This is a genomic window from uncultured Oxalicibacterium sp. (assembly GCF_913776015.1).
Taxonomy (GTDB): domain Bacteria; phylum Pseudomonadota; class Gammaproteobacteria; order Burkholderiales; family Burkholderiaceae_D; genus Oxalicibacterium.
The window spans coordinates 51,009-64,941 of record NZ_CAJYMD010000001.1 but is presented as its reverse complement, the minus strand read 5'-3'; the positions used below and the strand labels follow the sequence as shown (position 1 = coordinate 64,941).

The 13,933-nt window shown below is 54.6% G+C and carries 14 protein-coding genes; 10 read left to right on the top strand and 4 right to left on the bottom strand.

Going from position 1 to position 13,933, the window contains the following annotated elements:
* Window positions 1-40 precede the first annotated feature (40 nt).
* On the bottom strand, window positions 41-1,255 hold the full coding sequence (locus QZ725_RS00325) for an amino acid aminotransferase (RefSeq protein ID WP_293775455.1): 1,215 nt from the start codon (window positions 1,253-1,255) through the stop codon (window positions 41-43).
* A gap of 118 nt (window positions 1,256-1,373) precedes the next feature.
* On the opposite strand from QZ725_RS00325, the gene uvrB reads away from it, so the two are divergent.
* Together uvrB and QZ725_RS00315 are read left to right on the top strand one after the other, a co-directional pair.
* The gene (uvrB, locus tag QZ725_RS00320; RefSeq protein WP_293775454.1) at window positions 1,374-3,467 is read left to right on the top strand and encodes an excinuclease ABC subunit UvrB; all 2,094 of its coding nucleotides are present in this window, start codon (window positions 1,374-1,376) and stop codon (window positions 3,465-3,467) included.
* Between the two features lie 91 nt (window positions 3,468-3,558).
* A complete protein-coding gene (locus QZ725_RS00315; protein WP_293775453.1) occupies window positions 3,559-4,344 on the top strand; it encodes a uracil-DNA glycosylase in 786 nt (261 codons plus the stop codon).
* Between the two features lie 156 nt (window positions 4,345-4,500).
* Here the strand turns inward: QZ725_RS00315 and QZ725_RS00310 are convergent, their stop codons facing one another.
* Window positions 4,501-5,223 (bottom strand): TetR/AcrR family transcriptional regulator, encoded by a 723-nt coding sequence (locus QZ725_RS00310; protein ID WP_293775507.1) that lies wholly within the window; start codon window positions 5,221-5,223, stop codon window positions 4,501-4,503.
* 471 nt (window positions 5,224-5,694) lie between these two features.
* On the opposite strand from QZ725_RS00310, the gene iscR reads away from it, so the two are divergent.
* From iscR to iscX, 8 genes are all read left to right on the top strand, one after another.
* Window positions 5,695-6,171: a Fe-S cluster assembly transcriptional regulator IscR gene (gene iscR / locus QZ725_RS00305; protein WP_293775452.1), complete on the top strand. Its 477-nt coding sequence runs from the start codon at window positions 5,695-5,697 to the stop codon at window positions 6,169-6,171.
* Between the two features lie 17 nt (window positions 6,172-6,188).
* Complete coding sequence (locus QZ725_RS00300) at window positions 6,189-7,442, top strand: IscS subfamily cysteine desulfurase (protein ID WP_293775451.1); 1,254 nt, start codon at window positions 6,189-6,191, stop codon at window positions 7,440-7,442.
* Between the two features lie 37 nt (window positions 7,443-7,479).
* Window positions 7,480-7,884, top strand: coding sequence for a Fe-S cluster assembly scaffold IscU (iscU, locus tag QZ725_RS00295; protein WP_293775450.1), 405 nt, complete (start codon window positions 7,480-7,482; stop codon window positions 7,882-7,884).
* A gap of 68 nt (window positions 7,885-7,952) precedes the next feature.
* On the top strand, window positions 7,953-8,276 hold the full coding sequence (gene iscA, locus QZ725_RS00290) for an iron-sulfur cluster assembly protein IscA (RefSeq protein ID WP_293775449.1): 324 nt from the start codon (window positions 7,953-7,955) through the stop codon (window positions 8,274-8,276).
* Between the two features lie 126 nt (window positions 8,277-8,402).
* A complete protein-coding gene (gene hscB, locus QZ725_RS00285; protein WP_293775506.1) occupies window positions 8,403-8,915 on the top strand; it encodes a Fe-S protein assembly co-chaperone HscB in 513 nt (170 codons plus the stop codon).
* A 64-nt stretch (window positions 8,916-8,979) separates the two neighbouring features.
* On the top strand, window positions 8,980-10,842 hold the full coding sequence (hscA, locus tag QZ725_RS00280; RefSeq protein ID WP_293775448.1) for a Fe-S protein assembly chaperone HscA: 1,863 nt from the start codon (window positions 8,980-8,982) through the stop codon (window positions 10,840-10,842).
* Between the two features lie 53 nt (window positions 10,843-10,895).
* Complete coding sequence (fdx, locus tag QZ725_RS00275; protein WP_293775447.1) at window positions 10,896-11,234, top strand: ISC system 2Fe-2S type ferredoxin; 339 nt, start codon at window positions 10,896-10,898, stop codon at window positions 11,232-11,234.
* 11 nt (window positions 11,235-11,245) lie between these two features.
* Window positions 11,246-11,440, top strand: coding sequence for a Fe-S cluster assembly protein IscX (iscX, locus tag QZ725_RS00270; RefSeq protein WP_293775446.1), 195 nt, complete (start codon window positions 11,246-11,248; stop codon window positions 11,438-11,440).
* Between the two features lie 61 nt (window positions 11,441-11,501).
* Here the strand turns inward: iscX and QZ725_RS00265 are convergent, their stop codons facing one another.
* Both QZ725_RS00265 and lysS read right to left on the bottom strand, forming a co-directional pair.
* Entirely contained in the window at window positions 11,502-12,152 is a 651-nt protein-coding gene (locus QZ725_RS00265) for a glycine zipper 2TM domain-containing protein (RefSeq protein WP_293775445.1), read from the bottom strand.
* A gap of 207 nt (window positions 12,153-12,359) precedes the next feature.
* The gene (gene lysS / locus QZ725_RS00260) at window positions 12,360-13,892 is read right to left on the bottom strand and encodes a lysine--tRNA ligase (protein WP_293775444.1); all 1,533 of its coding nucleotides are present in this window, start codon (window positions 13,890-13,892) and stop codon (window positions 12,360-12,362) included.
* Window positions 13,893-13,933 lie beyond the last annotated feature (41 nt).

Sequence of the window (13,933 nt, the reverse complement as noted above, 5' to 3'; positions counted from 1 at the left end):
ACTTTTTACGATTTTCTGCAGAAAAATTTACGTGCTTGCCTTACAAAACTTTTGCAATGGCATCGACAACGTAATCGATGTTGCCGCTGTTGAGCGCGGCCACACAGATGCGGCCGGTATCGACCGCATAAATCGAAAATTCATCGCGCAGGCGTTCGACTTGCGGCTTGGTCAGGCCGGAATAGGAAAACATGCCGCGTTGCGTGACAACGAAATCAAAATTATGCGATGGCGCTTTTACCTTGAGCTTGTCGACAAAGGCATGACGCATTTCGCGAATACGTACGCGCATGCCGGCCAGTTCTTCTTCCCACAGTGCACGCAGCTCTGGCGTTGCCAGTACGGTCGCGACGACCTGGCCACCATGAATCGGTGGGTTGGAATAGTTGGTGCGAATGACGCGCTTGAGTTGCGACAGCACGCGTGCCGCTTCTTCGGCACTGGTCGCGACGATCGACAAAGCGCCCACGCGTTCGCCATACAGCGAGAAGGATTTGGAGAACGAGTTGGAGACGAACACGGGGCCGCCGGCATTGGCAAACAGACTGACAACCTTGCCGTCCGATTCGATGCCATCGCCAAAGCCTTGGTAAGCCATGTCGAGGAAGGGAATCAAGCCGCGCGAGGTGACGACATCGATGACTTGCGTCCATTGTGTATCGGTCAGATCGGCGCCGGTGGGGTTGTGGCAGCAAGCGTGGAGCAAGACGATGGAGCCAGCCGGAATCGATTTGAGCGTATCCAGCATGCCAGCGAAATTGATGCCCTTGCTTGCTGCATCGTAATAAGGATAGTTATTGACCACGAAGCCTGCTGATTCGAACAGGGCGCGGTGGTTTTCCCAGCTTGGATCGCTGATCCAGACTTGTGCATTCGGTGCAAAGCGCTTGAGGAAGTCGGCGCCGAGTTTCAACGCGCCGGTGCCGCCGATTGCTTGCGCGGTGATTGCACGTTTTTCCTTGACGACGGCGCTATCGGCCCCAAATACGAGATCCTGGACCGTTTTGTCGTAAGCAGCCAGTCCGTCGATAGGAAGATAGCCACGCGGTGCGGTTTTTTCCATCAACTGGGCTTCTGCCTTGCGTACGCATTCCAACAGAGGCAGCTTGCCGTTGTCATCATAATAAACGCCGACACCCAAATTGCATTTCTTCGGATTCTTGTCTGCGTTGAATGCCTCGGTGATGCCGAGGATCGGATCGCGGGGCGCCATCTCGATGGCATTGAGCAGTGAAGCAGAAGTAGGTGCGTTCATCGTGATAACATCAAAAGTTAGCTGCAAGTCACTGATTGCAGAGAGGTTGATTGGTGCGCAGGGCCAAAAGTCCTGAGCGAGAATTCAGCCGAACAATTCTACCAAAGGTCGTATTGCAATGTCCGATTTATCCCAGGTCACGCCGTCATTCGACGAGTCGAAAATCATCACCTTCCCGGATTCGCCGTTTCGGCTTTATCAGCCGTTTCCGCCTGCTGGCGATCAGCCGAAGGCGATTGACAAGCTGGTGGAAGGGATCAATGACGGTCTGTTTTATCAGACCTTGCTGGGTGTAACCGGCTCGGGCAAGACTTATACAGTGGCTAACACGATTGCTCGCCTGGGGCGCCCAGCGATTGTGTTTGCGCCGAACAAGACGCTGGCGGCACAGTTGTACAGCGAATTTCGCGAGTTCTTCCCGCAGAATGCGGTCGAGTATTTCGTCAGTTACTACGATTACTACCAGCCGGAAGCTTACGTACCGCAGCGCGATTTGTTCATCGAGAAGGATTCGTCGATTAACGAGCATATCGAGCAGATGCGCCTGTCCTGCACCAAATCGCTGATGGAGCGGCGCGATGTGGTGATCGTGGCCACTGTGTCAGCGATTTACGGTATCGGTAATCCCAACGAATATCACCAGATGATCCTGACCTTGCGTGCCAAGGACAAGGTCAGCCAGCGCGATGTGATTGCCCGTTTGATCCAGATGCAATACACGCGCAATGAGGTCGATTTCGGGCGCGGTACTTTCCGCGTGCGCGGCGATACGATCGATGTTTTTCCGGCGGAACATGCCGAGTTGGCATTACGGATTGAAACTTTTGATGATGAAATCGAGAGTCTGCAACTGTTCGATCCTTTGACCGGGCGCGTCAAACAGAAGATTCCACGCTTCACGATCTATCCGGGTTCGCATTACGTCACCCCGCGCTCCACGGTATTGCGCGCAATTGAAACGATCAAGGAGGAGTTGCGCGATCGTCTCGCCTTCTTCCGCAAGGAAAATAAACTCATCGAAGAACAGCGGCTGGAACAGCGCACGCGCTTCGATCTGGAAATGATGACCGAGATCGGCTTTACCAAAGGCATCGAAAACTATTCGCGTCACCTCAGTGGTGCCAAGGCTGGCGAGCCGCCGCCGACGCTGGTCGATTATCTGCCACCCGATGCGCTCATGTTCCTGGATGAGTCACACGTGCTGATCGGTCAGTTGAATGGCATGTATAACGGTGATCGCGCGCGCAAGACCAATCTTGTCGATTACGGTTTCCGTCTGCCATCTGCATTGGACAATCGTCCGCTCAAGTTCGATGAATTCGAGGGCAAGATGCGGCAGACCGTCTTTGTATCGGCAACGCCGGCCGAATATGAAAATGCACATGCCGATCAGGTGGTCGAGCAAGTCGTACGTCCGACAGGGTTGGTCGATCCTGTCATCAGCGTGCGGCCGGCAACCACGCAGGTGGACGACTTGATGTCGGAAATTACCGAACGCGTGAAGTTGAATGAGCGTGTGCTGGTGACCACGCTGACCAAGCGCATGGCCGAGCAATTGACCGAGTTTTTATCCGATAACGGCATCAAGGTGCGTTATCTGCATAGCGATATCGATACGGTTGAACGTGTCGAGATCATTCGCGATTTGCGACTGGGGACGTTCGACGTGTTGGTTGGTATCAATCTCTTGCGTGAGGGGTTGGATATTCCCGAGGTATCGCTCGTGGCGATTCTGGATGCGGACAAGGAAGGTTTCCTGCGTTCGGAACGCAGCCTGATTCAGACCATTGGTCGTGCTGCACGTAACCTGCGCGGGATGGCGATCCTGTATGGTGACAAGGTGACCGATTCGATGCGACGTGCAATCGATGAAACCGAGCGCCGTCGTGCCAAGCAGTTGGCTTTCAACGAAGCGCATGGCATTACGCCGGCAGGTATCAAGAAGGAAATTCGCGAGTTGATCGATGGCGTTTACAGCCCGCAAGAAGCGCGTCTTGAATTGCAGGTTGCGCAGGATAACGCCAAGTATGAATCGATGAGCGAGAAGCAGGTCAGCAAGGAGATCAAGAAGCTCGAAAAGCAGATGATCGACCACGCGAAAAATCTCGAATTCGAAAAAGCGGCCAAGGTGCGCGATCAGTTGCGTGTGTTGAAGGAGCAGTTGTTCGGGGCAGCGACGGGAACGGATTCATCGAACGTTATTCCCCTGTGATTTAGTTTATTTGCATGTGACGGCAGTTGCGTCACAAAATATATTATGGTCGGCCTCGTGCCGGCCTTTTTCCATTTATTTGTTCGTTACCATGCCTACTTCTGTTCCTGCCAAGTTCATCGCCATGATTGATCGCGCCCATCCATCGTGGCATGCCGTGTTGCGTAAAGGTCTGGATGCGGTTGCATCGGCACATCCGGCCTATCTGGTAGACCTCGACGATGCGGCTTTTCTGCCGACAGAGCAGCGCCTTTTTGCTGCCTTCGCGCAGCCGCTGGATGCGGTGCGATATGTATTGGTGGGGGAGGGGCCGTATCCACGTGCCGAGAGCGCAACCGGTTTTTGTTTCATGGATGGTGCCGTTGGTTCCTTGTGGTCCGAAAAGGGATTGTCCAAGCAAGTCAATCGCGCTACTTCATTGCGCAATTTCATGAAGATGCTGCTGGTGGCAGATGGCCAATTGTCACTGGCGCAAACGAACGGTGAGGCGATGGAAGCGGTTTCTGCAAAAGCACGTGCCGATGCGCCGCATGTCGTGCAGACCCTGCCTGAGTTGCAGGAAAAAATGATTGAACAGGGATTTTTGTTATTGAACGCGTCCTTGGTGTTTCGCCCGGATGTGCCGCCTGTGCGTGATGCCCGGGCTTGGCTACCATTTTTGCAAACGGTGCTGTCGGCACTGGCCGATCATGCCGAAGCGGCAGGGCAGACGCCAGCGATGCTGGTGTTATGGGGGAAAATTGCCGTGCAGCTCGATGCCTTGCCAGCCACGGCGCGTTTTCCGCGCAAGGTGGCGGAGCATCCTTATAACCTGAGCTTTATTGCCAACCAGTCGATGCAGGAATTTTTTGGTCCGATGTACTTGCTGGAGAAGTGACGGTGACAGATAAGGGCATTTGTACAAGTACGAATTAGCGCCTTCAAGCATGCTTTTGTTAGCTTGTTAAGCATTCCAAGAAAAAACGCCGCTACGGATTATTCGTGGCGGCGTTTTTTATGAACGAATTGTAAGTGGCATGAGCCAGCAATCTGTTTAAATCAGACTCATCTGTCGTACATCGGGTTTGACGTAGGGTGGTTCTACGCCGGTCAGCAAATCTGCTGGCGGCAAACCGGTCTTGCTGCGACTTTCGCTTTTGGTTTCCTTGCCGAGCACACGCGTAATCATGGTGTCGAAAAATGCAGGCAGGGCTTGCGGGTCGTCATGTGCGTGAAAGTGCTGGCGGATGACCATGCCGTCCCACAAGCCGGTCAGAAACAGGGCGGTTTGTGCGGCATCCAGCGAGGCATCAAGCTGACCACGTGCCTGGGCGACACGCAGAATGTTCGTCAACCCCATTACCCATTCGGCTTCGATCTTGCGCAACACGGCACCGGTACGCCTGCTGCGCATGCCTTCTGCATAGACTTCTGTCATCAAGCCTGCATCGCCACTGGCGCGATAACGATCGGCAAACATGCGTGTGGCCATTTCCAGCGCTTGCTGGATCGATTCGGCATCACGCATCTGCAACAGCATGGCGCGCGCCTGACGACGTTCTTCTTCCACCATTGCTTCAATGATGGCTTCCTTGCCAGTGAAATAGCGGTACACCGCACCAGGGCCAAGGCCGGTTTCTGCGCAAATCTGCTGCATGGAGGTTTGGTGAAAACCGGCCTTCCGAAAACATTTGCCGGCTGCCTTGAGGACATCACCACGTTTGCGGTCTGCCTTCTGCGTGGGGGATTGCGGTGTTTTCGGTATGCGGATCGCCATATTCATTAATGAAGCGAAGCTTCAGTCAGTAAACGAAGGATTGATTATAAATTGAATGCTCCCTCAAATAAAATTTGTGAAAATTTATTTTTAACTTATTGATTATCAATGTAATTAAACTATTTGATCGTTCATTCAATTATTTTAATTCGTTATCTGTATGTGTTTTTTCGGCTATCTGCAGCGATTTGACATTGAGTGTTGTAAGGTTGGCTTTGGATATGGTGGATTTGGGTGGATGGTGATCTAGTTGTTTTTAAGGAAAGCTTTTGTGAGTTGAATTGATTCGCGGCAGCCATGTTCCGAGCTAGGATTTTTTTCATGAGGGAGGTTGCGCGCCGAGAGTTGAGGCGGTGTTGCATAGGTCGCTGCAGGCTTACTTTTTATTCCTGACAGATTTAGTGGGGTTTGATATACTTGACGAAAATATTCAACCACTCAGGTTAATCCTTTCCGTGTGAGGAATAGCGTATGCGTTTGACCACAAAGGGGCGTTTTGCCGTGACTGCGATGATCGATTTGGCGTTGCGTCAGGACAATGGTCCGGTCACGCTGGCCGGGATCAGTCAGCGTCAGGAGATTTCGCTCTCCTATCTGGAGCAGTTGTTTGGCAAGTTGCGTCGCCATGAAATCGTGGAGTCTGTGCGTGGTCCGGGAGGCGGTTACAATCTCGCGCGCCGTGCGGAAGACGTGACGGTGGCCGACATCATCATTGCCGTCGATGAGCCGCTGGACGCCACGCAATGTGGTGGCAAGGAAAACTGCCATAGCCCGGCGCACGAAAATGGCGGACGCTGCATGACCCATGATTTGTGGGCCACGCTGAATGCCAAGATGGTCGATTATCTGGATTCGGTTTCGTTAAAAGATCTGGTGGATCAGCAAAAAGAAAAGGTTTCCGAGCAACGTGTGGTGGTGATGCATCGCAACAGTCACGCTGCTGTTTGATTATTTGGAGTAAATGGATGAATGCCCCGTTAGACAAAAGCCTGCTTGACACGATCAAGGCCCCGCACTTCCCGATCTATATGGATTATTCGGCGACCACGCCAATCGATCCACGTGTCGCTGACAAGATGATTCCCTACCTGCGCGAGCAGTTCGGCAATCCTGCGTCGCGTAGCCATATGTATGGCTGGTCGGCCGAAAAGGCCGTCGAAGATGCACGCGAGCAGGTCGCAGCGTTGGTGAATGCCGATTCGCGCGAAATCATCTGGACGTCGGGTGCGACCGAAAGCAACAACCTGGCAATCAAGGGTGCGGCGCATTTCTACAAGACCAAGGGTAAGCACATCATCACGGTCAAGACCGAGCACAAGGCCGTGCTGGATACCGTGCGCGAGCTCGAACGCGAAGGTTTTGAGGCGACGTATCTGCAGCCGCAAGACAATGGTCTGATCACTATTCAGCAACTGGCGGATGCAATTCGTCCTGACACGATTCTGGTGTCGGTCATGCTGGTCAACAATGAAATTGGCGTCGTGCAGCCGATCGACGAAATCGGTGAACTGTGCCGTAGCAAAGGCATCATTTTTCACTCCGATGCTGCGCAGGCGACGGGCAAGGTCAAGATCGATCTGGAAAAAACCAAGGTCGATCTGATGAGTTTTTCGGCACACAAAACCTACGGCCCGAAAGGCGTGGGTGCCCTGTATGTGCGCCGCAAGCCGCGCGTGCGTATCGAAGCGCAGATGCATGGTGGTGGTCACGAACGCGGCCTGCGTTCGGGTACGTTGGCTACGCACCAGATCGTTGGCATGGGCGAGGCTTTCCGCATTGCACGTGAAGAGATGGATAGCGAACTGGCCCGTATTCGCGGCCTGCGTGATCGTTTGGCCAAGGGCCTGATGGAAATGGAAGAGGTCTATGTCAATGGCGACATGGATCACCGTGTGCCGCACAACCTCAACGTCAGCTTCAATTACGTCGAGGGCGAGTCGCTGATCATGGCAATCAAGGATCTGGCAGTGTCGTCGGGTTCGGCTTGTACTTCGGCCAGCCTGGAACCATCTTATGTGTTGCGTGCACTGGGCCGTAGCGATGAACTCGCACATAGCTCGATCCGCTTCACGATCGGTCGCTTTACAACCGAAGACGAAGTCGATTTCACGATCAACCTGATCAAGGAAAAAGTTGCCAAGCTGCGCGAATTGTCGCCGCTGTGGGATATGTACAAAGACGGGATCGATATCAGCACGATCCAGTGGGCAGCGCACTAATCGCTGTTGAAGCGCAGATTAATCAAGGAGCATCAAAATGGCTTACTCGGACAAAGTACTCGATCATTACGAAAACCCGCGCAACGTCGGTGCGTTTGAAAAAGGCGACGAAACGGTTGGCACCGGCATGGTCGGCGCGCCGGCCTGTGGTGACGTCATGAAATTGCAGATCAAGGTCGGTGCCGACGGCGTGATCGAAGATGCCAAGTTCAAGACCTATGGTTGCGGTTCGGCCATCGCTTCCTCGTCGCTCGTGACCGAATGGGTCAAGGGCAAGACGCTGGATCAAGCCTTGGCAATCAAGAATACGCAGATTGCGGAAGAACTGGCTTTGCCACCGGTGAAGATTCACTGTTCGATTCTGGCGGAAGACGCCATCAAGGCTGCCGTGGCGGACTACAAGACCAAGCACGGTTCGGCGGAATCGCAAGAGGCGGCATAAATTTGTTTCTTGCACATGGGGTCGTAATGACCGGCATGTGCAGCGACCATCCTTTCGTGTGGAAGATCATGGCAATCACATTGACAGAAAAAGCGGCAAAACACATCAATCGCTACATGGAGCGACGCGGCAAGGGCATTGGCCTGCGTTTTGGCGTTCGCACGACCGGTTGCTCCGGTCTGGCCTACAAGCTTGAGTATGTGGATGAAAGCGCAGCCGAAGACAGTGTGTTCGAGTCGCATGGCGTGAAGGTCTTCGTCGATCCGAAAAGCCTGCCGTACATCGATGGCACCGAACTCGATTTTGCGCGCGAAGGGTTGAACGAAGGCTTCAAGTTCTATAACCCGAACGTCAAGGATGAGTGCGGTTGCGGAGAAAGCTTCCGTATCTGATTCATCGCGGCGGAAGTCGCATTTCATCGGAGCCTGACAACGCGCAGGCTCTTTTGTTTGCAGCACACCAGAGACCTGTTTCCAACCACGCCGAACAGCGGCACGCGTAGCAATCGCCAACGCAGCATGCACAATCACTTCGAACTCTTTCAACTCCCCGTTCAGTTTGCGATCGACCAGTCGGCGCTGGATCGTGCCTATCACGAAGTACAGGGCAGGGTGCATCCCGATCGTTTCGCCAATGCCTCGGATAGCGAAAAGCGCGTTGCCATGCAATGGGCCACACGAGCGAACGAGGCATACAAGACGCTCAAGAATCCGTTCAAGCGCGCGGCCTATCTGTGCGAATTGCATGGGATCGATCTTGAGGTCGAATCCAATACGGCGATGCCCGTTACCTTTCTGATGCAACAGATGGAATGGCGCGAAACGCTGGACGATGCACGTGGCAACAAGGATGCCGCTGCGCTAGACAAGCTCGAAGCCGGCTTGCGCGCCGAACGCAAGGAAACGCTGACGACCATTGCCGCGCAGCTCGATGCAGGCCAGTTCAAGGATGCAGCCGGTCTGGTGCGTCAACTGATGTTTCTGGAAAAATTTTCCGAGGAAGTCGCCAATGCACAGGATGCATTTGCCTGATTTCTCCTTGTATCCTGTGCCATGCACAGGATAAAACCAAGACACTACAAAGCATTCAATCGTTATGGCTTTACTTCAAATCGCAGAACCCGGCATGTCCACCGCGCCGCATCAGCACCGGCTGGCGGTGGGGATCGATCTTGGAACGACCAATTCGCTGGTGGCGACTGTGCGCAATAGCGTGCCTGAAGTGTTGAGCGACGAAGAAGGGCGCACGCTGTTGCCATCGGTCGTCCGCTATCTGCCGGATGGCAATGCACATATCGGGCACAAGGCACAGGCTGCGCAAAACAGCGATCCGAAGAACACCATCGTTTCGGTCAAGCGCTTCATGGGCCGTGGCCTGAAAGATATCGCCTATGTCGAAAACCTGCCGTATGACTTCATCGATTCGCCAGGCATGGTGCAATTGAAGACGGTTGGCGGCATCAAGAGTCCGGTCGAGACTTCGGCCAATATTCTGGCAACGCTGCGTCAGCGTGCGGAGGATGCATTGGGCGACGATCTGGTCGGTGCGGTCATTACGGTACCGGCTTATTTCGATGATGCGCAACGTCAGGCGACCAAGGATGCTGCCAAGCTGGCCGGCCTGAACGTATTGCGTCTGCTGAATGAGCCGACGGCTGCCGCGATTGCCTATGGCCTCGACAATGCTTCGGAAGGTATTTTTGCGGTCTATGACCTTGGCGGCGGCACATTCGACATTTCGATTCTGAAGCTGACTAAAGGCGTATTCGAGGTCCTTGCGACCGGTGGTGATTCGGCGCTCGGTGGTGACGATTTTGATCATCGCCTTTTCTGCTGGATCATTCAGCAAGCGGGGTTGTCGCCCTTGTCGGATGAAGACACCAGTCTGTTGATGGTCAAGGCGCGTGAAGCCAAGGAACTGTTGTCGAGTCGTGCCGAAACGCATATCGATGCAGTCTTGAGTACCGGCGAAGAAGTGCGCCTGACATTAAGCGCCACCGAGTTTGCCGAGATGACGCAGAATCTGGTTGCCAAGACGCTGGCGCCGACGCGCAAGGCATTGCGCGATGCGCAATTGTCAGTGGACGATGTCGATGGCGTCGTACTTGTCGGCGGTGCCACGCGCATGCCGCACGTACGCAAGGCGGTTGGCGAATATTTTGGTGCACCTCCGCTCGGCAATATCGATCCCGACAAGGTGGTGGCGTTGGGTGCGGCGATCCAGGCCAATCTGCTGGCGGGTAATCGTACTGCCGGCGATGACTGGTTGCTGCTCGATGTGATCCCACTGTCGCTCGGTATCGAGACGATGGGCGGATTGGTCGAGAAAGTCATTCCGCGCAATTCGACGATTCCCTGTGCCCGTGCTCAGGAATTCACCACCTTCAAGGACGGCCAGACCGCGATGGCGATTCACATTGTCCAGGGTGAGCGCGAGCTGGTCAGCGATTGCCGTTCGCTCGCGCGTTTCGAGCTGCGCGGCATTCCACCAATGGCTGCCGGCGCGGCACGCATCCGTGTGACGTACCAGGTCGATGCCGATGGTTTGTTGTCGGTTTCCGCGCGTGAATTGCGCTCGGGCGTCGAAGCCTCGATCAGCGTCAAACCGTCTTACGGTCTGGGCGACGATCAGATTGCCCAGATGCTGCAGGATTCCTTCCAGTCTGCCGATCATGACATGCTTGCACGCGCGTTGCGTGAAGAGCAGGTCGACGCAGAGCGCATTGTGCTGGCGACGCAATCGGCACTCGATGCCGATGGCAATCTGCTTTCCGATGACGAACGTGCCGAGGTTGTCCGCTTGCTTGATCTGGTAAGGCAGGCAGCCGGTGGCGACGATCACGAAGTGATCAAGGCGGCCGTGCATGCGCTCGCGCATGGAACGGAGGAATTTGCTGCGCGCCGCATGGATCGCAGCGTGCGTACCGCGTTGTCCGGCAAGAAGCTGGATGAAGTCTGATTCCCAAACCTATTTCAATCGAACCGAATATTTCATTTGCAGAGGTAGTTCAAGTGCCCCAAATCGTCGTTCTTCCCCATCATATTTTGTGCCCTGACGGCGCGGTCATCGAAGCGCCTGCCGGCAAGACTGTCTGTGACGCCTTGCTGGAACATGACATTGACATTGAACATGCCTGCGAAAAATCCTGTGCCTGCACCACCTGTCACATCATCGTGCGTGAGGGTTTCGATTCGCTGAATGAAGCCGAAGAAAAGGAAGAGGATTTGCTCGACAAGGCTTGGGGACTGGAAGCGCAATCGCGCTTGTCGTGCCAGGCAATTGTGGCCGATGAAGATCTGGTCGTGGAGATTCCGCGCTACACCATCAATCACGCTAGCGAACATCATTGAGGAGTGTGAGCATGAAATGGACTGATACGATTCGCATCGCAGAAGAACTCAACGACAAATTCCCTGACATCGATCCCTTGACGGTGCGCTTTACCGATCTGCATCGCTGGGTGTGCGAACTGGAAGACTTCGACGACAACCCGAACAATTCCGGCGAAAAAATTCTGGAAGCGATCCAGATGGCATGGATAGATGAAGCAAAATGATCATCCAATAAAAAGAGCGGCTTGAAGCCGCTCTTTTTTGTTTGCCTCGCCGATTAGCGAATTAGCGGGCGCGCAGATAACCGTCGACAACACGTACGCGGTCACCTTCAGACCATTGTGGCGGATTGTTGTAAGGGAAGGTGCGGATGTTACCGTCTTCCATACGGACGCGGACCTGGTACGTGGTATGCGTGCGTGTGCGTTTTTCAATCTCGTTACCGGCATAGCCGCCGCCTACGGCACCTGCGACTGTGGCCAGGGTTTTGCCATTGCCGCCGCCAATCTGGTTACCGAGCAAACCACCGACGACAGCACCGCCGACGACGCCGACGCCGCTAGGCTGACCGGCAGTCTGGACGGTACGTACCGATTCGACGCGACCGCAGTTATGGCAAATCGGCGCTTGCGCCACTTGGGTTGGACGATCATCCGCCTTTGCTGCTGCAGCACGGCGACGTTCTTCTTCCTTGCGTAATTGCGCAGCCTTGTCTGCTGCGACCTTGGCCTCGGCCTCTGCTGCAGCCGCTTTTTCTTCCGCAGCTTTCAATTCAGCCTGCTGGGCGGCAATTTCCTTGTTGTCACGGTTGGAGCTATTGGAGGTCGGCAGCAAGCCGGTCATTGCGGCAACACCGACGAGGCTAACCAGCAAGACGGCAATGGCAGCTGCCGCGACCAGGGGATGAAGGCGATTCGAATTGTTGTTGGCTTCCATGATGTCCTCCGTTGAGGGAACTGGTTGTTGATCACGTACAAAGTATTACGGACACACAGATAAATAAAAAGCATGAACCTGTGTAAGTTGTAAGACGATGTTACTCAGACATCAAGGTGCAATTTTGGTTGCCAACAGACAAGCAGGCATCCGGCATATAAGAAAAAAGGACTGCCGTAGCAGTCCTTTCCGTGGAGCAATGTAAGTTTATTCTTCGCGGCGCAGGTGGGGGAACAGCAGCACGTCGCGAATGTTCGGCGAATCGGTGATGATCATCATCAGGCGATCGATACCGATACCGCAACCGCCGGCTGGCGGCATGCCGTATTCGAGTGCACGGATGTAGTCGGCATCGTAATACATGGCTTCTTCATCGCCAGCGTCCTTTGCGGCAACTTGTGCCTGGAAGCGTGCGGCCTGGTCTTCGGCGTCGTTCAATTCCGAGAAGCCATTGGCGATTTCGCGGCCGACCATGAACAATTCGAAACGCTCGGTAATGCCTTCACGTGTATCCGATGCACGTGCCAGTGGCGAGACTTCAACCGGATAGTCGATGATGTAGGTCGGTTCCCACAATTGGGCTTCGGCCGTTTCCTCGAACAGGGCCAGTTGCAATGCGCCGAGACCTGAATGTGCATGCGGCTTGACACCAAATTTCAGCAATTCCTGCTTGATGAATGCGGCGTCGTTGAGTTGTTCGTCCGTGTAGCCGGGCGCGTACTTGTTGATGGCTTCGACGATGGTCAGGCGATGAAATGGTTTAGCCAGATCGAGTTCACGGCCGCCGTAGGTCAGTGTCGCCGTACCGTGCGCATCGATGGCTGCCTGGCGAATCACGGCTTCGGTGAAATCCATCAGCCATTTGTAATCGGTGTAGGCAGCGTAGAACTCCATCATCGTGAATTCCGGATTGTGGCGGATCGAGACGCCTTCATTACGGAAGTTGCGATTGATTTCGAACACGCGATCAAAGCCGCCGACGACCAAGCGTTTCAGATACAGCTCCGGCGCGATACGCAAGAACATCTGCATGTCGAGCGCATTGTGATGCGTGATGAACGGTTTAGCCGACGCGCCGCCCGGAATCGTGTGCAGCATCGGCGTTTCGACTTCCATGAAGTCATTCTTTGCCATGAAATTACGAATGGAAGCGATGGCTGCCGTACGCGCCTTGAATGTACGACGCGTCTCTTCGTTCATGATCAGATCGACGTAGCGCTGGCGATACTTGGTTTCCTGATCGGCCAGACCGTGGAATTTGTCCGGCAGCGGGCGCAGCGATTTAGTGATCAGGCGCAGTTCGGAAACCTTGATCGTGAGTTCATCGGTCTTGGTCTTGAACAAGGTGCCGGTCACGCCTAGGATGTCGCCCAGATCGTAGTGGTGCAGGGCAGCCATCGCTTCTTCCCCGACCTGATCCAGTTGGACGTAAATCTGGATACGGCCATCGGCGCGTGCGCCCGAGGCATCCTGCAAGGTCGCAAATGCTGCCTTCTTGCCGGCTTCGCGCTTGAGCATCATGCGGCCGGCCAAAACGACCGTTGCTGGCGCGGCTTCGAGTTCTTCACGGGTCTTGCCGTCGTATTGCTCGTGCAGTTCCGCAGCCTTGTGTTGCGGGCGAAAATCGTTGGGGAAGGCCACGCCTTGCGTGCGCAGTGTAGCGAGCTTGGCACGGCGCTCGGCGATGATCTTGTTTTCGTCCTGTGGCAGTGGAGCGGCGGCGTCAGTATGCGTGGTCATGGAATGCAACGATCGGTTGGGTACGTAAGATAAAAATGAAA